This is a genomic window from Microbacterium sp. TPD7012, from assembly GCF_003075395.1.
GTDB lineage: Bacteria > Actinomycetota > Actinomycetes > Actinomycetales > Microbacteriaceae > Microbacterium.
Map to the genome: position 1 here is coordinate 460230 of NZ_QDFV01000003.1, position 21819 is coordinate 482048.

The 21819-nt window shown below is 69.4% G+C and carries 23 protein-coding genes and 1 riboswitch; of the genes, 10 read left to right on the forward strand and 13 right to left on the reverse strand.

Annotated features, from left to right (window positions below; all coding sequences use genetic code 11):
- Positions 1-65: 65 nt before the first annotated feature.
- Together DC434_RS10370 and DC434_RS10375 are read left to right on the forward strand one after the other, a co-directional pair.
- Entirely contained in the window at positions 66-1349 is a 1284-nt protein-coding gene (locus DC434_RS10370; protein WP_116635191.1) for an ATP-binding protein, read from the forward strand.
- Positions 1346-2038, forward strand: coding sequence for a response regulator (locus DC434_RS10375; protein ID WP_116635192.1), 693 nt, complete (start codon positions 1346-1348; stop codon positions 2036-2038). Before DC434_RS10370 ends, DC434_RS10375 begins: the two co-directional genes overlap by 4 nt.
- A gap of 4 nt (positions 2039-2042) precedes the next feature.
- Here DC434_RS10375 and DC434_RS10380 read toward each other — a convergent pair whose 3' ends face one another.
- Entirely contained in the window at positions 2043-3395 is a 1353-nt protein-coding gene (locus DC434_RS10380) for an FAD-binding protein (protein WP_116635193.1), read from the reverse strand.
- Between the two features lie 58 nt (positions 3396-3453).
- Positions 3454-3597, forward strand: a riboswitch (FMN riboswitch).
- A 13-nt stretch (positions 3598-3610) separates the two neighbouring features.
- Here DC434_RS10380 and DC434_RS10385 point away from each other — a divergent pair.
- Positions 3611-4045, forward strand: coding sequence for a 6,7-dimethyl-8-ribityllumazine synthase (locus DC434_RS10385; RefSeq protein ID WP_116635194.1), 435 nt, complete (start codon positions 3611-3613; stop codon positions 4043-4045).
- A 25-nt stretch (positions 4046-4070) separates the two neighbouring features.
- On the opposite strand, the gene DC434_RS10390 is transcribed toward DC434_RS10385, so the two are convergent.
- Positions 4071-4715: an FMN reductase gene (locus tag DC434_RS10390; protein WP_116635195.1), complete on the reverse strand. Its 645-nt coding sequence runs from the start codon at positions 4713-4715 to the stop codon at positions 4071-4073.
- A gap of 1 nt (position 4716) precedes the next feature.
- Positions 4717-5943, reverse strand: coding sequence for an LLM class flavin-dependent oxidoreductase (locus tag DC434_RS10395; RefSeq protein WP_116635196.1), 1227 nt, complete (start codon positions 5941-5943; stop codon positions 4717-4719).
- A 111-nt stretch (positions 5944-6054) separates the two neighbouring features.
- Between DC434_RS10395 and DC434_RS10400 the strand changes: the two genes are divergently transcribed.
- Together DC434_RS10400 and DC434_RS10405 are read left to right on the forward strand one after the other, a co-directional pair.
- Positions 6055-7185, forward strand: coding sequence for an acyltransferase family protein (locus tag DC434_RS10400; RefSeq protein WP_116635197.1), 1131 nt, complete (start codon positions 6055-6057; stop codon positions 7183-7185).
- Between the two features lie 9 nt (positions 7186-7194).
- Positions 7195-8058 carry a serine hydrolase gene (locus DC434_RS10405; RefSeq protein ID WP_116635198.1) on the forward strand — a complete coding sequence of 288 codons (864 nt, stop codon included), beginning with the start codon at positions 7195-7197 and terminating at the stop codon, positions 8056-8058.
- Between the two features lie 4 nt (positions 8059-8062).
- Here the strand turns inward: DC434_RS10405 and efeB are convergent, their stop codons facing one another.
- Genes efeB through efeU form a run of 3 tightly spaced genes read right to left on the reverse strand, consistent with a single transcriptional unit; the run spans position 8063 to position 11573 of the window.
- On the reverse strand, positions 8063-9340 hold the full coding sequence (gene efeB / locus DC434_RS10410; protein ID WP_116635199.1) for an iron uptake transporter deferrochelatase/peroxidase subunit: 1278 nt from the start codon (positions 9338-9340) through the stop codon (positions 8063-8065).
- Between the two features lie 59 nt (positions 9341-9399).
- A complete protein-coding gene (gene efeO, locus DC434_RS10415; RefSeq protein ID WP_116635200.1) occupies positions 9400-10632 on the reverse strand; it encodes an iron uptake system protein EfeO in 1233 nt (410 codons plus the stop codon).
- Positions 10629-11573 (reverse strand): iron uptake transporter permease EfeU, encoded by a 945-nt coding sequence (gene efeU, locus DC434_RS10420; RefSeq protein WP_116635201.1) that lies wholly within the window; start codon positions 11571-11573, stop codon positions 10629-10631. Before efeU ends, efeO begins: the two co-directional genes overlap by 4 nt.
- 121 nt (positions 11574-11694) lie before the next feature.
- Here efeU and DC434_RS10425 point away from each other — a divergent pair, with 121 nt between their 5' ends.
- A complete protein-coding gene (locus DC434_RS10425; RefSeq protein ID WP_116635202.1) occupies positions 11695-12699 on the forward strand; it encodes a 2-oxoglutarate and iron-dependent oxygenase domain-containing protein in 1005 nt (334 codons plus the stop codon).
- Positions 12700-12723: 24 nt separating this feature from the next.
- On the opposite strand, the gene DC434_RS10430 is transcribed toward DC434_RS10425, so the two are convergent.
- The 3 genes from DC434_RS10430 to rpsO form a co-directional block, all read right to left on the reverse strand.
- Positions 12724-13065, reverse strand: coding sequence for a transcriptional regulator (locus DC434_RS10430; protein WP_243408888.1), 342 nt, complete (start codon positions 13063-13065; stop codon positions 12724-12726).
- A complete protein-coding gene (locus tag DC434_RS10435) occupies positions 13062-13949 on the reverse strand; it encodes a hypothetical protein (protein ID WP_116635204.1) in 888 nt (295 codons plus the stop codon). Before DC434_RS10435 ends, DC434_RS10430 begins: the two co-directional genes overlap by 4 nt.
- Before the next feature lie 163 nt (positions 13950-14112).
- Positions 14113-14382 carry a 30S ribosomal protein S15 gene (gene rpsO / locus DC434_RS10440; RefSeq protein WP_055993247.1) on the reverse strand — a complete coding sequence of 90 codons (270 nt, stop codon included), beginning with the start codon at positions 14380-14382 and terminating at the stop codon, positions 14113-14115.
- Positions 14383-14569: 187 nt separating this feature from the next.
- Between rpsO and DC434_RS10445 the strand changes: the two genes are divergently transcribed.
- Positions 14570-15862, forward strand: coding sequence for an MFS transporter (locus tag DC434_RS10445; protein ID WP_116635205.1), 1293 nt, complete (start codon positions 14570-14572; stop codon positions 15860-15862).
- 33 nt (positions 15863-15895) lie between these two features.
- On the opposite strand, the gene DC434_RS10450 is transcribed toward DC434_RS10445, so the two are convergent.
- Both DC434_RS10450 and DC434_RS10455 read right to left on the reverse strand, forming a co-directional pair.
- Positions 15896-16450, reverse strand: a complete 555-nt coding sequence (locus DC434_RS10450) for a YceI family protein (protein WP_116635206.1) — start codon at positions 16448-16450, stop codon at positions 15896-15898.
- A 179-nt stretch (positions 16451-16629) separates the two neighbouring features.
- On the reverse strand, positions 16630-16998 hold the full coding sequence (locus DC434_RS10455) for an FKBP-type peptidyl-prolyl cis-trans isomerase (RefSeq protein WP_116635207.1): 369 nt from the start codon (positions 16996-16998) through the stop codon (positions 16630-16632).
- 99 nt (positions 16999-17097) lie between these two features.
- Here DC434_RS10455 and DC434_RS10460 point away from each other — a divergent pair, with 99 nt between their 5' ends.
- Together DC434_RS10460 and DC434_RS10465 are read left to right on the forward strand one after the other, a co-directional pair.
- Entirely contained in the window at positions 17098-17901 is an 804-nt protein-coding gene (locus DC434_RS10460) for a GntR family transcriptional regulator (RefSeq protein WP_116635208.1), read from the forward strand.
- 31 nt (positions 17902-17932) lie between these two features.
- Positions 17933-18652 carry a cache domain-containing protein gene (locus DC434_RS10465; protein ID WP_116635209.1) on the forward strand — a complete coding sequence of 240 codons (720 nt, stop codon included), beginning with the start codon at positions 17933-17935 and terminating at the stop codon, positions 18650-18652.
- Positions 18653-18744: 92 nt separating this feature from the next.
- On the opposite strand, the gene DC434_RS10470 is transcribed toward DC434_RS10465, so the two are convergent.
- Positions 18745-19434 (reverse strand): alpha/beta hydrolase, encoded by a 690-nt coding sequence (locus DC434_RS10470; RefSeq protein ID WP_116635210.1) that lies wholly within the window; start codon positions 19432-19434, stop codon positions 18745-18747.
- A 40-nt stretch (positions 19435-19474) separates the two neighbouring features.
- Positions 19475-20794: a PrsW family intramembrane metalloprotease gene (locus DC434_RS10475; RefSeq protein WP_116635211.1), complete on the reverse strand. Its 1320-nt coding sequence runs from the start codon at positions 20792-20794 to the stop codon at positions 19475-19477.
- 89 nt (positions 20795-20883) lie between these two features.
- Here DC434_RS10475 and DC434_RS10480 point away from each other — a divergent pair, with 89 nt between their 5' ends.
- A complete protein-coding gene (locus tag DC434_RS10480; RefSeq protein WP_116635212.1) occupies positions 20884-21753 on the forward strand; it encodes a fumarylacetoacetate hydrolase family protein in 870 nt (289 codons plus the stop codon).
- The last annotated feature ends 66 nt before the right edge of the window (positions 21754-21819 follow it).

The window sequence follows — 21819 nt, forward strand, 5'->3', positions numbered from 1 at the left end:
CACACCGCGACGCGATTTGTGGTCGTATTGGTCACTACCGAGATCGCCGACGACCGGAGGATGCGATGGCACACGCCTCTGACGGCCGCAGCACCGCGTCGCGCGTGTTCGTCGTGCTCCTCGGGGTCGCGGTCGTCATCGGCGTGCTCGTCGCCGTCTTCCTCGTCGTGGAGGCGCAGCGAGCCATCCGCGCCGAGGCGGAGCGGGTGACGGCCGCCACCGCCGTCTCTCTCGCGGCCGCGCCGGACGTCGTCTCCGCACTGGGTGCCGGAGACGACGACGCCGCGACACGCCTGCTCGAGCCTTATGCGATGACGGTCGTGGAGGACGCCGGCCTCGACTTCATCACCGTCATGACCGCGGATGGCGTGCGCGTCACCCACCCCGACCTCGCACAGATCGGCGGGCGCTATCTCGGCACGATCCCCTCGACCCCTCGGACCCTCACCGAGGAGTTCACCGGCACCCTCGGGCCGTCCGTCCGCACGATCGTGCCGGTCCTGGACCCCGACGGCACCCTGATCGGCTGGGTGGCGGCGGGAGTGACGACCGAGGCGATCTCCGACACGCTCATCCGCCGTCTCCCCCTCACGCTCGGGATCACCCTGGGGCTCGTGGCGCTCGGCGCGTGCGGCGCCCTGATCGCTCGCCGCGTCACTCGACGCATCGCGGGAGACCTCCCGCCCGGCCAGCTGCGCGACGCGGTGTCGTCCTACGAGTCCATCCGCACCCTCGGCGAGGCGCTGCGCGCGCAGACCCACGAGCACGGGAACCGTATGCACACCGCGGTCGCTCTTCTCGAGCTCGGTCGCAGCGACGAGGCGATCGAGATCCTCACCGAGACCTCACGCCAGAGCCAGTCCCTCGTCGACCAGGTCACGGCCCGGCGCCAGGGCGACCCCGCGGTCGGTGCCCTGCTGCTGGGGAAGGCATCGCAGGCGAAGGAGCGCGGCATCGACTGGCGGGTGCGGATCGACCCGGAGACCCCGCGCTCGCCGCTCTCGACGGTCGACAGCGTGTCGGTGCTCGGCAATCTCGTGGACAACGCGATGGATGCCGCGGCGGAGTCCGACGACCGCTGGGTGGGCGTCTCCCTCTCGCCGGCCGCGGATGGCGGGATCGTGCTCGAGGTCTCGGACAGCGGACCGGGTGTCCCGAGCGACCGTCGTGAGCAGATCTTCCAGCAGGGCTACTCCACCAAGCCCGCCGATGCGCAGGGGCGCGGCATCGGTCTGGCGCTCGTGCGATCGGTCGTCACGGGCGTCGGCGGCACGGTGACCCTGGAGGGCGATCCCACGACCTTCCGCGTCATCCTGCCCGCAGCGGGAGCGCGGAGGCGCCCATCATGATCCGGACGCTCATCGTCGACGACGACGCTCTGACCCTCGAACTCCATCGCGACTACCTCGCACGCCTCGACGGGTTCGAGGCCTCCGGAGAGTGCAGCGGAGCACGCGCCGCGGTGAGCGCGGTGCTGGATCGCCGAGGCGCGGACGCCTTCGACCTCGTCCTGCTCGACATCACGATGCCGGACGGCTCCGGCATCGACGTCCTGCGCGCCCTCCGCGCCAGGGCGGCTTCCGTCGACGTGATCGCGATCACCGGAGTGCGCGACGCCGAGACCGTCCGGCAGATGGCGGCACTGGGCGTCTTCCAGTACCTCGTGAAGCCCTTCCCCTTCGCCGTGTTCAAGGAGCGGATGGAGCAGTACCGGTCGTACCGCGCTCAGGCCCGCACCACCGACGGTGAGGCGACGCAGGCCGAGATCGACGCTCTGCTCGGCCGCGCGACCGGCGCGATCCCGCTGCCGAAGGGCTTGTCGGTGGGCTCTCTGGACCGCGTGACCGCTGCGCTGCGCTCGTCGGGCCCGCTGTCGGCGAGCGAGGCGGCCGAGCACCTCGGCATGTCCCGCGTGGCCGTGCGACGCTACCTCGAGCACCTGGCCGCCGAGGGTGTGCTCAGCCGCACGGCGCGGTACGGCGCGCGCGGTCGCCCCGAGACCGAGTATCGCTGGAACCGGGGCGGCGACGACGCCTGAGAGCTCAGCGCGGAAGACGCCCCGCGTGCAGTGCACCATCGGGATCGACGACGGCACGGAGCGCACGCAGCCGCTCGAGGTCCGCCGCGGTCCCGCAGCGCTCGAGCGTCTGCCCCGGCACGAGGAACGTCGGCACCGTCTGCGGGGCCTCCGCTCGCGCCAGCACCTCGACGAAGCCTGCGAGGCTCGCGTCCCCCGGTTCGCGCGGAGCGCCGGGGAACAGCGGGGCGAGCGCGTGGAGCAGCCAGCCGGCCGAGGCCAGGGTCGCGAAACCGCTGCGCCGTGGCGCGTCGAGCGCGCCGCCCAGCATCCGGATGTCGATCCCGATGATCGGAGCCTGCTCCGGGAGCTCACGGAACTCCACGAGCGCATCGATCGTGGCGTCGTCCAGCGACGTGAGCGCCATGGACGCGCCACGGCCCGGAGTCGGCTCGGTCGGCTCGTTGGACGCGGCCACGAGGGCGCCGGGAGACGTGGCCCCGATCGTCTCGTGCTGCACGACACCCGCGCCGCGGAGCCGATCGATGAGGTCGCCCGCGTCGCCGTCGACGGACAGCGCCTGCACCTCGAGGAAGCTGCGCCCGCGGATCGCCTCGGGCAGCTGCGGCGCGTCGGGCATGCGCATCGAGTTCATGAAGACGTTCAACGTCGCCGGTGCGTCGACGGAGAGGTCGCGCACCGCCCGGATGACGGCAGCCGCGTCCGACACGGCGAACGTGAGGCTCGCACCCCACAGCGCTGGTGTGCGCACCAGATCGATCTCGAGCGCCGTGACGATCCCGACGATGCCGCCCGCACCCCGCAGCGCCCACATGAGCTCGGGATCGCTGTCGTCGTCGACGCGCTCGTGGGATCCGTCCGCGCGCAGCACCCAGGCCGCGCGCAGGTTGTCGGAGCCGAGACCCGCCGTGCGGCTGAACCACGAGTGCCCGCCGCCGAGCGTGTACCCGGCCACGCTGACGACCGGGCTCGTGCCGGCCGGCGCCGCCCAGCCGGTGCCCTCGAGGGCGTCGACGACAGCGCCCCAGCGCACACCGCTGCCCACACGGAGGATCCCGGCATCCACGTCGACGTCGAGCGCATCGAACGCCGACATCCGCACGATCACAGCACCGTCGAGATCGCCCGATGCTCCGTGTCCGCTCGGCTGGATCGCGAGGCGGAAGCCCGACGCGCGCGCGGCGCCGAGCAGGGTGCGCAGATCGGCGACATCTGCGGGAGCGGCGACGGCGAGGGGCCGCTGATCGATCGCGAGGTTCCACGGCTGTCTCGCGCCATCGAACTCGGGGTCGCCGAGGCGGAACAGAGAGCCGCTCAGTCGGTCACGAAGCGCATCGAACGAGGAGATCGAGGTCATGACGCCACGGTAGGACACCCCTCGGACATTCGACGATGCCCAGTGGTAGCCTCGTGCCGAATGTCCTCAGGGCGGGGTGAGATTCCCCACCGGCGGTGTCACGGCGAGGCCGTGGAGCCCGCGAGCGGAGTCCATGGTGGAGTCTGCAGACCCGGTGCGATTCCGGGGCCGACGGTCACAGTCCGGATGGAAGAGGACGAGAAGGAGCAGTCATCATGCCCAGAATCGCCATCGTCGCCGCGCAGTGGCACGCCGAGATCGTCGATCAGGCCGTCGAGTCCTTCGAGGCAAGGCTCGCGTCACTCGGCTTCGACGACGTCACCGTCCTGCGGGTACCCGGAGCCTTCGAGATCCCGCTGCACGTGCAGCGGCTCGCCCGCAGCGGTCGGGTCGACGCCATCGCCACCTGTGCGCTCGTCGTGGACGGTGGCATCTACCGCCATGACTTCGTGGCATCGACGGTCGTCGACGCGCTGATGCGCGTGCAGCTGGAGACGGACGTGCCGGTGTTCTCGGCGGTCCTCACGCCGCACAACTTCCACGAGCACGAGGAGCACCGCGAGTACTTCCGCCGTCACTTCTCCGTCAAGGGCGCCGAGCTCGCCGACGCGGTCGTGAAGACGCTCGCCGGACTCGACGCCCTCGCCTGATCGGCCGCGAAGGCGGACATTCGCGTCACTCCCCGGCGAGACCGCCCAGCAGGTGACCGAACGACCGTCCTTCGCCCAGGTACGTGGCCGGGTCGTACGGGTCGGCGGCCGAGGCGGCGTCGCGCCGGGCGACCGCGTCCACGAGCTCGCGTGCGCCCTTCTCGACGCGCTTCGCGAGCGGGGCGACGTCGTCTCCGGCGCCTCCCCAGTCGCTCGAGGCCGCGAACACGCCCGTCGAGACGGCGTCGGCGTGCAGGTAGGCGAACAGCGGGCGTATCGCGTAGTCGATCGCCAGCGAGTGACGGGCGGTGCCGGCGTTCGCACCGATGAGGACCGGTTTGCCGGTCAGCGCGTCGGGGTCGAGCACGTCGATGAACGATTTGAAGAGACCCGAGTAGCTGGTCGAGAAGATGGGCGTCACCACGATGAGCGCGTCGGCCGACACCACGGTGTTGATCGCCGTCTCCAGCGCGGGGGGCGCGAATCCGGTGAGCAGGTTGTTCGTGATGTCGTGCGCGTAGTCGCGCAGCTCGATGACGTCGACGCTCGTCTCGATGTCGCGCTCGCGGAGCGCCTTGACCGTCTCGGCGGCCAGGCGATCCGCGAGCATCCGCGTGGACGAGGGATTCGAGAGACCGGCCGAGACGACGGCGATGCGGCGCAAGGTCATCTCAGGCCTCCTTCCGGCTGAGCCCGAAGGCCGCTCCGGCCGGTGCCGGCGTGTCCTGGTAGGGCGAGTCGCCGGTCAGGTTGTCGCCGCGGTTCGCACCGGGGCGGGCCTGACGGGTCGGTCCGTCGCCGTACTCCGCCTTCACGCGCGCGGCATGGGTGGGAGCATCCGGCACGGCCTCCGGACGCCCCTTGGCGAGCTCCTTGCGCAGCACGGGGACGACCTCGGAGCCGAGGATGTCGAGCTGCTCGAGCACGATCTTGAGCGGAAGCCCGGCGTGGTCGATCAGGAAGAGCTGGCGCTGGTAGTCGCCGTAGTGCTCGCGCATGGCGGCGTAGCGATCGATGATCTGCTGCGGCGATCCCACCGTCAGCGGGGTCATCTCGGTGAAGTCCTCCATGCTCGGACCGTGACCGTAGACCGGGGCGTTGTCGAAGTACGGGCGGAACTGGTTCGCCGCGTCCTGCGAGTTCGCGGCCATGAACACCTGCCCGCCGAGACCGACGATCGCCTGCTCCGGGGTGCCGTGTCCGTAGTGCGCGTAGCGCTGGCGGTACAGCTCGATCAGGCGCTGGTAGTGCTCCTTCGGCCAGAAGATGTTGTTCGCGAAGAAGCCGTCGCCGTAGTAGGCGGCCTGCTCCGCGATCTCCGGGGTGCGGATCGAGCCGTGCCAGACGAAGGGCGCGATGCCGTCGAGGGGCCGGGGCGTGGAGGTGAACCCCTGCAGCGGCGTGCGGAACTTGCCCTCCCAGTCGACGACGTCCTCTCGCCACAGCTTGTGCAGCAGCGCGTAGTTCTCGATCGCGAGCGGGAGTCCCTGACGGATGTCCTGGCCGAACCACGGGTACACCGGGCCCGTGTTGCCGCGACCGAGCATGAGGTCCATGCGGCCGTCGGACACGTGCTGCAGCATCGAGTACTCCTCGGCGATGCGCACCGGGTCGTTCGTCGTGATGAGCGTGGTCGAGGTGGAGACGATCAGACGCTCGGTCCGCGCCGCGAGGGCGGCGAGGAAGGTCGTGGGGCTCGATGACCAGAACGGCGGGTTGTGGTGCTCGCCGATCGCGAACACGTCGAGACCGACCTCTTCGGCGTGCGTGGCGATGGTCAGCGTCGCCTTGATCCGCTCCTGCTCGCTGGGCGTGATGCCCGTGGTGGGATCGCGGGTGATGTCGCTGACCGACATGATGCCGAACTGCATCGCCTGCGCGCCTGACTGCTCGCTCATGATTGCTCCATTTTCCTCGAAGCGGATGACCGTGCATCCGTTTCTATTCATTTGAATGTATATGAGTCAACGCGATGCGGACAACTTTATTCCCGACGGTAGCCTCGGAGGATGAGCAACGCAGCCGCGGCCTCCTCCGGCCCTCCGACCGCGTCGACGGCGCGCCCTCGTCGCCGCGTCCCGTTCTGGGACAACGCCCGCTACGCGTGCATCGTGCTGGTGGTGCTGGGCCACGCGATCCAGCGACTCATCTACGACTCCGACATCGCGTTCGCGTTCTACCTGGCCCTCTACGCGTTCCACATGCCCGCATTCGCGATCATCTCCGGCTACTTCTCGAAGTCCGGTTCGCCGACCAGGACGCAGATGGCCAGGGTCATCACCGACATCCTGGTGCCGTACCTCATCTTCGAGGTGCTGTGGACGCTCACCAAGTGGCTCGTCGAAGGGCAGGCCAACCCCAACATCACCAAGCCGTCCTGGACGCTCTGGTTCCTTCTCGCACTGGGGATCTTCCGCCTGGTGCTCCCCTACCTCGCCCTGCTGCGCTGGCCGCTGGCCTGGACGATCGTGATCTCGATCGGCGTCGGGTACCTGCCCAACGTCGACAGCACGTTCTCGCTCTCGCGGACGCTCGGCCTGCTGCCGTTCTTCGCGTTCGGATGGTGGCTCCGGGAGCGCGACATCGTCGCCCGGTTCCGCCTCCTCGACTTCCGCCCCTGGTGGGTGCGGGTCGCGGCCGTCGCGGTGCTCGCGTCGACGGGCTGGGCGGCATGGAACTGGCTTCCGGTGTGGCAGGCGATCGACCTGCGGCACTGGCTGTTCTACGAGGACTCGTACGCCGACCTCGGCGGCGAGCAATGGTGGGCCGGCGGCCTCCGGTTCGCGCTCATGCTGCTCGCCGTCGTCCTCTGCGCCGCGTTCTTCGCGCTCATCCCCCGCGGGACCTACTGGTGGACGCACTTCGGCCAGTACACGATGTACGTTTTCCTCCTGCACTCGTTCGTGCTGTACCCCTTCCGCGAGTCCGGCGCCCTGCGCGACCTCGAGCCGACCTGGATCTGGCTGCCTCTCGTCACGATCCTGTCCGTCGTCGTCGCGCTGGCGCTGGCGACGAAACCCGTGCGTCGCCTGTTCCGCCCGCTGGTCGAACCGCGGCCGAAGTGGCTGTTCGCCGACCCCGCTCTCGCCTCCCGCGAGGGGCGGAGGAACGACCCGACCGGATCGCGCCGACCGCGATAGCCTGAACGGATGCTCCGCGCCTCGACCATCCGTGATCGGATCGTCCGGCACGTGGAGGCATCCGGCTTCGGAGCGCACGGACTGCACGTCCTCATCGGCGCGGAAGCGGCGGACCACCGTTGGACCCCCGACATCCGCGAGGACGTGCATTCCGCGGCGAAGGGCGTCTGCGTCCTGGCGGCCGGTATCGCCGCCGACGAGGGGCTCATCGATCTCGACGCCCCGATCGGGGTCTACGTCGGCGACGTCGATCTCGGCCCCGGGGTCGATCGCGTGACGCTCCGCCGCCTGCTGACCATGACGAGCGGCGTCGACCTGCCGTGGTCGGAGACGATGATGACCGACTGGCCCGACCTCGCGATCGAGTTCCTGGGCCGCCCGTCACGGGGACCGGTGTTCCAGTACTCGAACGCCAGCACCTACACGGCGATGGCCGTGCTCGCGCGTCGGGTCGGCGATGTCGCCGAGTATCTCGATCCGCGGCTGTTCCGTCCGCTCGGCGTCCACGACGTCGCCTGGGAGCGCTGCCCGAACGGCCGGATCGTCGCCGGCGGAGGGCTCGCGCTGCGCACCGAGGAGCTGGCTCGCATCGGCGCGCTGATCCGCGATCGCGGCATGCGGGAGGGGACGAGGCTGATCTCGGCGGAGTGGATCGACGCGATGCACTCCTCCTGGGTCGTGGCGGGAGCGACGCCCGGTTACGACCGCTACGCGCTCGCGGGCTGGGGCGGACCGGGTCGCGCATGGCGGCTGCACGGCGCCTACGGCCAGCTGCTCATCTTCGTGGACGATGCCGTGGTGACCATCACGGCGGACGATCATCCGGGCGCCGACGCCATGGCGACCGCCGTCGTGCGGATGCTCGAGGGCTGACGCGCTAGGCGAAGAGCTCGGCGCCCACGTAGGAGCCGGGCTTCACACCGGCGGGGATCGCCCAGATGCCCGAGCCGACATGCCGGATGTACTCGTTCAGGAGATCGGTCGACAGGCGGCGCTGCAGGGTGATGAACTGCGCGGGGTCGCGCTGGTAGGACAGGAAGAAGAGCCCGGCGTCGAGCCTGCCCAGCTCGTTGTTGCCGTCGACGTAGTTGTAGCCGCGGCGGAGGATGCGGATGCCCTCGTTCTGCTCCGGGTGGGCGAGGCGCACGTGGCTGTTCGCATCGATCGATGCGCCGCCGAAGTCGGGCGCCGTGAACTCGTCACCCCCGGAGAGCGGCGCGCCCTCCCCCTTGTCCCGGCCGATGATCGTGTCCTGCTCGGCGAGACGGACACGGTCCCACGTCTCGATGAGCATCGCGATCTTGCGGGCCACCAGGTACGACCCGCCCGTGAGCCAGGCCGGCTCGTCGTCGGACGCGACCCACACGTGATCATCGAGTGCTGCCGCATCGTCGGCCAGGATGTTCGCTGTGCCGTCCTTGAACCCGAAGAGGTTCCGCGGGGTCGCCTGGGCGGAGGTGGTGCGCGACGTCTTGCCGAATCCCAGCTGCGACCACCGCAGCCGCGCACGGCCGAAAGCGATCCGGCTGAGGTTGCGGATCGCGTGCACCGCGACCTGCGGGTCGTCGGCGCACGCCTGGACGCAGAGGTCGCCGTGCGACGCCTGCGGGTTCAGGTCGTCTCCGAGGAAGGCCGGCAGGCGCTCCAGGCCGGATGGACGGAGGGACGCGACGCCGTAGCGGTCGCCGTCCTCGTTCTCGAAGAGTCCTGGCCCGAATCCGAAGGTGATCGTGAGACCGGCGGCCGGAAGCCCCAGCGCCTCGCCGGTGTCATCCGGGGGCGCCTCCGCCGGACCGCCGACCGCGCCGCTGGCGCTCACCTCGAGCCCCTGCGTCATACGCGCGGCCGCGTACGACCAGTCCTGCAGCAGCGAGATGAGGTCGTCGCGATCCGTGCGCGGCATCATGTCGAAGCTCGCGAAGTGGAGGTGGTCCTGCACGGATGTCGTGATGCCGGCCTGGTGCGCGCCGAAGAACTCATGCACGGGTTGCGCGTCGGCGTGTGCGCGCTCACGCCCGATCGCCACGCCGCCCGCGAGGCCGGCACCGGCACCCACCGCCAGTCCTGCGACACCTCCGCCGATGGCGAGGCCGAGCAGGCCGCGCCTGCTCAGCCCTGCCGGAGGGGATGCCGCAGCCGTGTCGGCCGTCGCCATGTCGGCTGCGGCATCCTCTTCTGGTTCGTTCACGTCCGCGATCGTACCGGCTCGGGCGATCAGTCGAGGACCGTGCCGGTCAGCTGCGACAGCGGCTCGGCCAGCGCGTTGATCAGATCGGTGAACTCGCGCTTGTCCGCCTCGGTGAGCTGCGAGTACCCGACGAACCCGTCGGTCAGCGAACCGTGCGCGGCGAGCGACTCCTCGAGCGCCGCGTAGCCGGCTTCGATCTCCTCGACGAGAGCCTTGCCGTCATCGCCCTGCGCGGTGGCGAAGTCCTGCACGAGGGAGAACGCCATCTTGGAGCCCTCGACGTTCGCGGCGAAGTCGTACAGGTCGGTCCCGGACCACCAGTCCTCCTCGCCGGAGATCTTGCCCGTCGCGACCTCGTCGAGCAGCGCGATCGCGCCGTTGGAGATGCCGCCGATGCCCTGGTCGTCCAGCGCCGTGGTGAAGTCGTCCGAGTGGACGTAGTCGTAGAGCTCCTGGGCATCGGCGAGCAGAAGGTCGCCGAAGTCTGCCCGCTCCTGCGGAGTCGACGGCGCCCAGTCCTGCCAGGCGGGGGTCTCTCCGTCGGCGTTCAGCGCGTCCTGCGCGGGCACCCAGAGGTCCTTCTCGATGCGGTGGAAGCCGGTCCAGTCCAGACCCTCGGCGACCGCGTCGACCTCGCGGTAGTCGATGCGCGGGTCGAGATCGCCCAGCGCCTCGGCGACGGGCTCGATGCGCTCGTAGTACGCGCGCACCTGCGGGAAGAGCGCACGCGCCGTCTCGTCGTCTCCCGACTCGTATGCGGCGACGAAGTCCTCGACGGCCGGCACGAGCTGGCCGACCTGGTCCTTCACGAAGGCCGCGTACAGATCGACCGCCTTCTGCTTCTGCTCGGCGTCGGGGCCGTCGACCGACACGCGGTCACCCGTGACGGTGAACGCCGCCTTTCCGACGCCCTCGCCGATCATGCCCGGCTTGCAGAGCGTGAAGTAGTCACCCGGCTGCGCCACGACGGTCAGCGTGCGGGATGCCGCGGGTGCGATGTTCTCGACCTCGCCGACGATGCGCAGTCCGTCCTCCGCGAGCAGGTAGAACTCCGAGACCTGGTCGGTGTCGTTCGTCACGTCGAACGTCAGCGTCCCGCTCTTCGCCGTCGCCGCCGACACGGCGCAGTCCGCGTCTGTCGAGGAGACGTCGAAGGCCGCTGCGGCGTCGACGTCGCTCTTCGCGACGCAACCGCTCAGGACGAGTGCGGCGGCGCCGGTGGCGGCCACCGCCCCGAGGATCCGATGGAAGGTGGTCATGCTGCTCCTTGTGGTGAGTGAGATGCCGTTGCGAGCTGCGGATCCGTCGACGCACGCGGCGTCGACGGTCGCCGCGAGCGGAGACCGCGGATGTACAGGTATCCGACGATGAGGATGTAGAGCGTCCACGCGATCACCTGCAGCCAGGTCATCGCGGGCATGAACCCGACGGTGGCCTGCAGGATCGCCGCGAGCGGTCCGCCGGGCGCGATCGTCGCCGAGACGTCGAACGCCCAGCCGAACGGCAGGCCCGCCCAGCCGACCGCCACACCGCCCGTGACCGGGTCGATCGGAGCCGCCGCGGTGAACGGCCCGGGAAGGGCGCCGGCCTCCTGGAGGTCCATGAGCGCATAGGCGAGCACGCCGGCCGCGACGATGACGAGGAAGCCGCCGGTCCAGGCGAAGAATCGGCGCAGGTCCAGCTTCACGGCGCCGCGGGAGATCAGCCAGCCGACGATGACGGCGGTGACGAGCCCGAGGAGCGCTCCGAGCAGGGCGGAGGGCGCGTCGCCGAACGACTGCACCATCGACCACAGGAGCAGGGTCGTCTCGATCCCCTCGCGGGCGACGGAGACGAAGCCGATCGCGATGAGGGCCCAGAGCCCGCCGACGGTGAGCGCGCGGTCGATGCCGCCCTCGAGAGTCGCCTTCATCGTGCGGCCCGCACGCTGCATCCAGAAGATCATCCAGGTCACCATGCCGACCGCGAGCAGCGAGAGGCCGCCGCCGATCAGTTCCTGGGCGGTGAAGGTGAGCTCGTACGCACCGAAGGTGAGCACCGCTCCGATCCCGAGGGCGAGAGCGATCGCGAGCCCGACACCGGCCCAGAGCTTCGGGAGCGCGTCCTGGCGTCCGAGCCGACGGAGGTAGGCGACGAGGATGCCGACGACGAGCGCGGCTTCGAGGCCCTCGCGAAGGCCGATAAGGAAGGTGGCGAGCACGGAATGATCGACTCTCTGGTGAACACTGAGGTAAGGCATCCCTTACTCACGAGACTCTAGCACTGGGTAATGCGACGCAACACACGCCCGCCACCCCCGAAAGCCGACGTAGCCTCGGTCCATGGCTGAACTCTCGCTCCCCATCCTCGACCTCTCCCAGCTCGACGAAGGCCCCGAAGCCGCCGCTCGCTTCCGGGACGATCTGCGCGCGGCGACGCACGACGTCGGATTCTTCTATCTCACCGGCACGGGCATCTCCCCCGAGCTGGAAGCGCGGCTCCACCGTGCGGCGCTCGACTTCTTCGCCCTCCCCGAAGCCGACAAGCTCGCGATCGAGAACGTGAAGAGCCCGCATTTCCGCGGATACACGCGCGTCGGCGGCGAACGGACGCAGGGAAAGGTCGACTGGCGCGAGCAGATCGACATCGGGCCGGAGCGCGAGCCCGTCTCGGGCGGGCCCGCATTCAACCGCCTCACCGGCCCGAACCTGTGGCCCGAGGCGCAGCCCGAGCTCCGGGGCGTGGTCACCGAATGGCACGACACGCTCACCGCGATCGCCCGCAAACTGCTGGGCGCGTGGGCCGTGACGCTCGGAGCAGAGGAGACCTACTTCGACGGTCCCTTCCGTGACCCCTCCACCCTGATCAAGATCGTGCGCTATCCCGGTTCCCACGAGCCCGAGCCGCAGCAGGGCGTGGGCGCGCACAAGGACTCCGGCGTGCTGACGCTGCTCTGGGTCGAACCGGGCAAGGGCGGTCTTCAGGTCGAGCGCGACGGCGAATGGGTGTCGGCTCCTCCGGTCGACGGCGCTTTCGTCGTCAACATCGGCGAGCTTCTCGAATACGCGACCGGCGGGTATCTCAAAGCGACGAATCATCGGGTCATCTCTCCTCGTGCACCCGAGGAGCGCATCTCGATCCCGTTCTTCTTCAACCCCGCGCTCGATCAGCAGCTCCCGTTGCTCGAGCTCCCTGCCGATCTGGCCGCCGCCGCCACGGGCGTCACCGATGATCCGAGCAACCCGATTCACGCGACCTACGGCGAGAACGCCCTGAAGTCCCGGCTGCGCGCGCATCCCGACGTGGCGGCGATCCACCACCCCGACCTCGTGGGCGCTCCCGCCTGACCGCTGTCGGCACAGCAGAGGAGCTCAGGGCATCCGCTGCCCGCCGAGCTCGACGATCTCGCGCAGTGCACGCAGGTGCCCGTCGAAGGCGCTGAGCCCCGCTGCGGTCGAGCGCACCCACGTGCGCGGGCGGGTGCCCACGTATCCCTTGCGGCCGGTGACGTAGCCGGCCTGCTGCAGATGACTGATCGCCTTGCTGAGGGCGGAGTCGCTCGCCTGCAGGATCTCCGCGAGAGTGGCGAAGTCGAGCTCGATCCCCTCGCCGAGCGACGCCATCAGGGAGAAACGGATGGGCGTGGAGAAGTTGTCGTCGAGGCGGGTTCTCGGATGCGCGGGGCCTCGAGCCTCCACACGATCAGCCATCATGACCGTCGACTGTCGCGCGCGCGCCGCTGCTCCGGGAGCACGGCGGATCCGATCAGCAGGGCAGCGACCAGGGCGCCGCAGAGGAGGTAGGTCGACGTCGCCATCGGCCCCGAGTAGACCGTCTGCACGTTCGCCCACAGCATCACCACGACGGTCAGCGCGTACGCCAGGAACTGCGGCCATCGCCAGTACCTGCCGAGAGCGGCCGGTCCGGCATCCGTCCTCCACGCGATGAACCAGCCGACGACGATCATCATCAGCACCAGCGTCACGATGGACGTGGTCAGATCATCGCCGACGCCGATCGACAGCGTGGCCAGCGCCAGCAGCAGCCCGACGGATGCCGTGGCGATGCGCGTCCCGAGCGGGATCGGATCGCGCGCGGGGCGTGCGGCGGGAGCGCTTCCGCGCGTCTTCCAGAGCTGAGCGACTCCGACCCCTCCGAATCCGACGAGCATGATCGCGCCGGGGATGAAATACGCCCACATCGGTCGCGCTTCGGGTGAGATCAGCAGGGCGAAGAACGTTCCGACGACCGCGAGGGCGAAGAGGACGACGAAGACCATGTACCACCGTGTGGACCGTGGAGTGCGCCACTGCAGACCGTTCCGCTCGCCCACGCCCGCGATGATCTGCGATGTGACGAGGAGAAGGAAGAGAAGCGGCTGTGCGGCAGACGCCTCCGCCCGCACGACCAGGAGATACGCGGTGAAGATGGCCGCGGTCACCACCGCCGTGACGATCGACTGCCAGGCGACGGCGCGCCGGTCGATCCGCTCCTCACGGCGCTGCTCGATCACCTCGATCTCGTCGAGGTAGAGTCGTGCGACCTCAGGAGACGGAGGGTCGAGCGGCCCGGATCCGTGCATCGGCCTCTGCTCCATGGCGAACCTCGGCTTCCTCTTTCCAGGTGGAAAGCTCTACTACTTTCCTAATGGAAACCTTTTGAGACGTCAACCCTCCCCGGACGCGATGAAGGCCGCCCCACACCGTGGGGCGGCCTTCTCAAGAATGTTCTGCGCGATTGAACGCTGGGTTCGCTCTGCCTTATCGGCGGAGTCCGAGACGCTCGATCAGCGAGCGGTAGCGCTCGATGTCGATGTCCTGGAGGTAGCCGAGCAGACGACGGCGCTGACCGACGAGCAGGAACAGCCCACGACGCGAGTGGTGGTCGTGCTTGTGCTCCTTGAGGTGCTCGGTGAGGTCCTTGATGCGCTGCGTCAGCATTGCGACCTGCACCTCGGGGGATCCGGTGTCACCGGGGTGCGTCGCGTACTCTTCGATGATCGCCTTCTTGACGTCTGCTTCCAGTGCCATAGATTCGATCCCCTTTCAGCTTGTTGCGCGGCGCCCGACGCCTGATGCGAGGGCTCTCTTTATCCGCGGCCGATCAAACGGCAACCTGAAGAGTCTACCAGCCGCGGACTTCCTCGGGTGACATGCGGTCCGGAGTGCACCCGTCGGCGCTCGGCTAGTCTCGGAAGGTGCAGAAGAGGGCCTTCGAGTGAGCGCAGCGCGCGGACACCTGATCGACCTCACCCCGTTGAAGTCCAGCCCCGCGTTCGCACGGATGTGGATCGGCTCCACACTCGCGGGCATCGGCGGTCAGCTCACGATCGTGACAGTGATGCTGCACGTGTTCGCGCTCACGCAGAGCACCTTCGCCGTCGCGATGATCGCCGTCGCGGGACTCGTCCCGATGATCCTCGCCGGCCTCTACGGCGGAATGCTCGCCGATGCGTTCGATCGCCGCCGCGTCGCCCTCATCGCCGCAACGGTCACGTTCACCTCGACCGCACTGCTCGCGGCTCTGACCTGGACCGGCGCCGAGACGATCTGGTGGCTCTACGCGCTCAGCATCGTCAACTCCGCCGCGAACTCGGTCGGCATGGCCACCCGCACGGCGATCGTGCCGCGCCTCATCCCGCGCGACATGCTCGCGTCGGCATCCGCACTCAACGGGGTGGCATTCGGTGTCACGGTCATGGCCGGCCCCGCTCTCGCGGGTCTTCTCGTCGCACTCACCGGCTACGGCTGGACCTACGCGATCGACGTCGTGCTGATGCTGTCGATGTTCCTCGGCCTGTGGACGCTGCCCGCGCTCCGCCCGGAGGGCGACATCGTCCGTCCGGGGCTGGCATCGCTCGTCGACGGATGGCGATTCCTGCGCCGGGCGAGCAACATCCGCACGCAGTACATCATCGACATCATCGCGATGACCTTCGGGCAGCCGCTGGTGCTCTTCCCCGCGCTCGGGACGGTGATCCTCGGCGGCGGAGCCGTCACGACGGGAATCCTGACCGCGGCGGTCGCCGTCGGCACGTTCGCGTCGAGCCTCCTGTCCGGCCGCGTGGTGCACTACCGCTGGCACGGCCGCGGCATCGAGCGGGCCGTCGAGGCCTACGGGGCCTCGATCCTCCTGTTCGGGGTCGTGCTGCTCATCGGCGCCCTCTCCGGCTCCGCGACCGAGCACTCCCCTCATGTCGCGCTGATCGTCGCGGCATGCGTCGCGCTCGCCCTCTCCGGCGCCTCGGACAACGTCAGCTCGATCTACCGCAACACGATGATGCAGGCGGCTGTGCCCGACACCATGCGCGGGCGGCTTCAGGGTGTCTTCATCGTCGTGGTCACCGGTGGGCCGCGCGTCGGAGCCCTCTACGCCGGCACGCTCGCGACCGTGACCGCACTCTGGTTCCCCCCGCTGCTCGGCGGCATCCTCGTGATCGCGCTGGTCGCTCTGCTGGCACGCCGCAGCGGTCGATTCCACGACTACGACGCAGAGAACCCCGAGCCCTGAGGCCCGGGGTTCTCCGAGTGCGATCTGACGCGATCAGTCCTGCTGCAGAGCGCCCTGCAGGTCGAGGTTGATCGTCACGTCCTTGCCGACGAGCACGCCGCCGGTCTCGAGTGCGGCGTTCCAGGTGAGACCGAAGTCCTCGCGGTTGATCACGGTCTTGGCGGATGCTCCGGCCTTGTAGTTGCCGTAGGGGTCGGTGCCGAAGCCGCCGAAGTCGAGCTCGAAGCTGACGGGCTTGGTGATGCCGCGGATGGTGAGGTCTCCGTCGACGAACAGCTCGTCGCCCTTGACGTGCGCGCCGGTGGAGACGAACTCCATGGTCGGGAAGTTCTCGGTGTCGAAGAAGTCACCGGAACGGAGGTGCGCATCGCGACCCTCGTCGTTCGTGTCGATCGAGGTGACGTCGACGGAGGCCTCGACCTTGGCCTCCAGCGGGTTCTCCGGGGCGATCAGCGTGGCGTTCTTGACGCCGAACGTCCCGCGCACCTTGGAGATCATCATGTGGCGGACGCTGAAGGTCACCTCGCTGTGCGCGGGGTCGAGGACCCAGGTGCCGGAGCGGTAACCGGGGATGTCGATGCTGGTCATGTTTTCTCCTCTGGAGACGTCAGCCGCTTCTGCGGCAAGGGACAGGGGCCGCGTGCGCGGCATCATCCGTTCCAACTTGCATTCAGGCGCATATATTCCCGTGCATGCAGATCTCTTCGGCACAGAAGAGGCGCCCCGCTCCCGAAGGAGCGAGGCGCCTCATCCGGCATCGTGCGGACTCAGCCGACGGCGACGAGATCGATGATGAAGATCAGCGTCTTGCCGGAGAGGAAGTGGCCGCCTCCGACGGGACCGTATGCGAGGTGCGGCGGGATGACCAGCTCGCGGCGTCCGCCGACCTTCATGCCGGGGATGCCGTCCTGCCAGCCCTGGATCAGGCCGCGGAGGGGGAACTGAATGGTCTCGCCGCGACCCCAGGACGAGTCGAACTCCTCGCCGGAGTCGAACTCGACGCCGGCGTAGTGGACGGTCACGGTGTCACCGGGCTTCGCCTCGGCTCCGTCACCCTCGATGAGGTCGCGGATGACGAGCTCCGCGGGGGCGGGGCCGGTGGGGGCGTCGAACTCGGGCTTTGTGCGATCAGTCATGCCTCCATCCAACCCGAGCCGCGCTGACGGGTCAACGCGGGGGCACCTGCTCACAGCGAACACTTCGACAAGCGGCTGATGACAAGGCAGAATCGCAGGATGGAATCGGTTTCGTCACCTCAGGAGGTCGCCGATTCCGTCGCGCCTGCGCCCAGCGCAGCTCCGGCGCGCCAGCATCCTCACCGCCTGCAGGGCGTGCTGTTCCAGCCGATCGGCGACGAGGGTCGCGCCGAGCTCGTGGAGCGCCGACTGGTCGACGCCATCACGCGCGGCCACCTGCGCGCCGGCGAGCGCCTCCCCTCGGAAGCCGAGCTGGCGAGGAGCCTCGGAGTGGCGCCGGTCACCGTCCGCGAGGCCCTGCTCGCGATCCGCGAACGCGGACTGGTGGTCACGCGCCGCGGAAGGAACGGCGGCAGCTTCGTCGCCGCGCACGCCGATCCCCTCTCCTTCGCGCGCGAATCCGTCCGCTCGTCGTCCCGGGTGGCACTCCGCGACCTCGGCGCCCACTACGCCGCCATCACCGGAGCGGGCGTGCGTCTCGCGGCACGACGAGCCGATGCGTCAGAGGCCCAGCAGGTCCGGCGACGGATGGAGCGACTCGACGAGCTCGACGGCGAATCGCAGCGGCGCCTCCTGGATGACGTCCAGATCGAGATCGTCGCGCTGAGCCAGTCGGCGCGGCTGACGCGCGAGCAGATGAAGCTGCAGGCGGAGTTCTCGCCGTACCTGCGGCTCGTCGCGCACACGTCGGAGGACCAGCGCCGGCAGGCTGCGCACCTCGCCGCGGTCGTCGACGCGGTCGGAACGGCCGACGCCGACGCCGCCGGCGCGCGCACCGACACGATGGTCGCGGAGATCATCGACGCCCTGATCCAGCTGCAGGCGCACCCGAGGAACGGCTGACGATGCCGGAGAACGCCACCCGGAGGACACGATGACGACAGGAACCGGCACCGCGACCCGCGCCGCCGCGACCATCGTCGAGGAGTACTTCTCCTCGCCGATACGCACGCTCCTCGGCTGGGTCGGACCGTTCGCCGCCCAGGTCGCCGAGGCGAAGAGCTCCGGCCCGCTGACCAGCTCCCGGATCGACGCGCTCGTGGAGCCGCACGCGCTCCGAACGCTCGGCCTCCGGGATGCCCCCGTCTACGGTGCCGGATTCATCGCGGCGATCGATCTGCCGTCCGACGCCCGCAACCACCTCGCCTGGTGGCAGGGCGAGGATCGCCGGCAGCTGGTGCTCGCCGCGCAGTCTCTCAACAAGGAGAACATCGACTACAGCGCACTCGAGTGGTACCGCCTCCCGATGGAGACGGGCGAGCCGCACATCGCCGGACCGTACGTCGACTACCTGTGCAGCGACGAGTACACCATCACGGTCGCCGCACCCGCGGAGGTCGACGGCGTGCGCATCGGCGTCGCGGGGCTCGACATGCTCGTCGCCGAGGTCGAGCGGGATCTCCTACCCCGCTTCGCCGCTCTCGGTCGCGAGGTCACCCTCATCAACGGCATCGGTCGCGTCGTGGTCTCGACGGACCCGCGGTGCGCGACCGGCGATGCGGTGCGCAGCGGACGGTGGGCGGAGCTCCCCCGGTTCGCCTGCGCCGACGTCGCGCTGACCGTGATCGTCGAGCCCGACCCAACTGACCCTTGACACCCCGCAGGGCCGGGTGCACCCTGTTTACAGACCAACTCAGCGCCCGGGAGACATGCAGGCATCGCCGCAGCACCGGGCGCTGAGTCTTGCTATCGGACCTCGTCCGCGTAGCTCACCAGCAGCTCGGCGATCTCCTCCGGCCGGCTCAGCATGGCGCAGTGGCCGCCGGGCACCTCGTCCGCGAGGATGCCGAGGCGTCGGCGCGCCAGATCGCGGAGGAAGTCCGCCGGGAAGAAGCGGTCATCTGCGCACACGATGAACCGTGTCGGCACGTCGGGCCATTCCGCGAGCGGCCAGGGCGCCGCCATCGCCGCCGCAGAGGGGTGCGCGCGCTCCCTGCTCAGCGCCTCGTCGGCCAGTTCGCGCGGGACGTCGTGATAGAAGCTCACATACGGGTCGTCGTTGCCGGTCAGGCCGCCGTCGCGGGCGGACTGCTCGCCGACGGCGATGCCGTACCCGCTCGCCTCCCACCAGTCCTCCGGAGGCTCCCCCGGGGTGGGGATCATCCCGGCCAGCAGCACCAGGGCGTCGGCAGGGAGCCGCGCGGCGACGATAGGCGCTGTGAAGCCCCCGAACGAGTGCCCGACCACGACCACGTCGCGTCGGTCCCCGACGGCCGCCACGACCGCGTCCGCGTAGTCCTCGAGGGTGAGCGCGTCGTCGTCGGCCGGGAGGTCGGGCGCCACCACGTCGTGTCCCCGTGCCGCCAACGCCGCGGCCACGAGATGCCACGACCAGCCGACGTCGCCACCGCCATGGATCAATGCGAACGTGGTCATCGCGCACCGCCTCTCCTGCGAGAAGGGTACGCCCGGAACGTCAGTATGCGAGCAGGGCCGCCCTGGTCGCCCTCGTGCGGATGAGCAACGCCCGCTCATCCTCGGCGGCCAGCGGATCCCGTCCGGTGATCGCCCGCTGCCGGACCGCCGCGAGGGCCGTCGCGTCCTTGATGAACTCGCGCATGAGCGGTCGCCGATCGCCGCGCAGCTGCGCCGCCCAGGTGAGTCCGACCTTGCGTCCGGCCGGCGTCGCCAGCATCGTGACCTCCTCGGGCGTGAACCAGCCCGCGGCCGCGTACTCGCCGAGACGCGACTTCGTCAGTCGCGCCTCCTCTCTGCGCAACGCGATGATCCCGAAGATGAAGCCGAGGAAGAGCGGCACCTGAAGCGTGAAGTACAGGCCGAAGAAATCCGCGAACGTGGCGGATCCGTTCCACAGTGCATGCAGGAGGATCGCCCCCAGCATGCCGAGGAGTCCCGCTCCGAGCGCGACTCCCGCCGAGGAGTACCGTCGTGCGGCGAGGCCGATCGCGAAACCGGTCAAGGCGGTGAACATCGCGTGCGCGAAGGGAGAGAGCAGCGCGCGCACCACGAAGGTGACCGTGAGCTGCGACCCGCCGCCCTCGATCAGACTGATCGCGAAGTACTGGATGTTCTCGGTGAAGGCGAACCCGGCGCCGACCAGGGCGCCGTACACGACGCCGTCGACCGGGCCGTCGAACGCCCGACGGGCCACGAGGAAGATCAGGAAGACTCCGAGGCCCTTCCAGAACTCCTCCACGATCGGCGCCTGCACGACCGCGGAGAACGTGTCGTCGCGCAGGCCGACCAGGAAGGTCAGGCCGATGTCGACGAGGAGCGTGAGGCCGATCGCCGCGACGGCGCCCCAGGCGATCGCGAAGATGACGAGACGCTTCGGCTCGGGATCCCAGCGGTCGATCATCCGCACACCGAGGAAGACGATCGTCAGCGGGATGAGGGCGAGCACCAGACCGATCACGGATGCCATCGGTCCCAGCGCCCAGCCGAAGTAGCCGATGAGCGCCAGGAGCAGGAAGCCCAGGAACGCGAACAGCCACAGCGAGACGGTGCGCCCCTTCTTCGTCGGCACCGGGAGCGCCGGCAGCGACGGTGCCGGGGCGGGCGCGACAGGCGCGGGCGGCGTGTACGGCGTCGGCTGCGCCAGAGCGGACGCGTATGCCGGCTGCGCCGAGAACTGCGGAGGGGTGTACGGCGACTGCGCGTACTGCGGAGAGGAGTACTGCGGAGCAGCGTACTGCGGCGGATTCGCGGGCTGCGCGGGCGGCGGCGTGTAGGGCGACGGCTGCTGCGGCTGCTGGGGAGGTCCTCCGAAACTCATAGCTGAAGCATATGGGGCACAAGCGATATCGCTTCGTTCTGGCGAAGTCCTCCACGCGGCGGTCCCGCGCCACCGGGTAGCGTAGAACCATGCGGTTCGCTCATCTGCGCCGTCCGGACTCCCCTCTCGCGGTTCTCGCCGTGATCCAGGATTCGGACGCCATCCTCGTCTCTGATCTCCTCAACGATGCTCCTGCGACTCTGCAGCAGCTCATCGAGAGAGGTGACGGGGTGCTCGACGAGCTGCGGATTGCTCTGGCCGGTGGCATCGCACCGCGGCATCCGCTCGGCGACTGGGAGTTCTCCTCCGCGGTGCTCGCTCCCCCGGCGGTCCTGGCCGTCGGGCTCAACTACGCCGCGCACTCCAGCGAGCTCGGCCTCAAGACCGATGCCGCGCCGACCGTCTTCACGCTCTGGCCGAACTCCCTGACCGGCCACGAGCAGACCACGTCGTGGAGCCGCGACCTCAGCGAGGCCGTCGACTACGAGGCGGAGCTCGGGGTGATCATCGGAGCGCCCGCGAAGGACGTGAGCGAGGCCGAGGCGCTCTCGCACGTCTGGGGCTACACCGTGGTCAACGACATCACCGCTCGGAACATCCAGTTCTCCGAGGCTCAGTGGTGCCGGTGCAAGTCGTTCGACGGCTTCACGCCGACCGGCCCGTTCGCCGTCACCGCCGACGAGATCGCCGATCCGCAGGACCTGCACATCTGGGCGGTCGTCGACGGGCACACCGTGCAGGACGCCAGCACCGGGCAGATGGTGCGATCGGTCGCCGAACTGATCGCGCATCTGTCGCAGTCCGTGACCCTCCCGCCGGGCACCCTGATCTCCACCGGAAGCCCGGGCGGCGCCGGTTACTCCCGCGATCCGCAGATCTTCCTGCGCGACCACTCGACGGTCACGGTCGGCATCGACGGGATCGGGGAGCTCACCACCCACTGCCGCATCACCGACTGAGCGCACTCGCTCACACGCAGAAGGGGACGGATGCGAGCGGCATCCGTCCCCTTCTGCGTGTGTCGA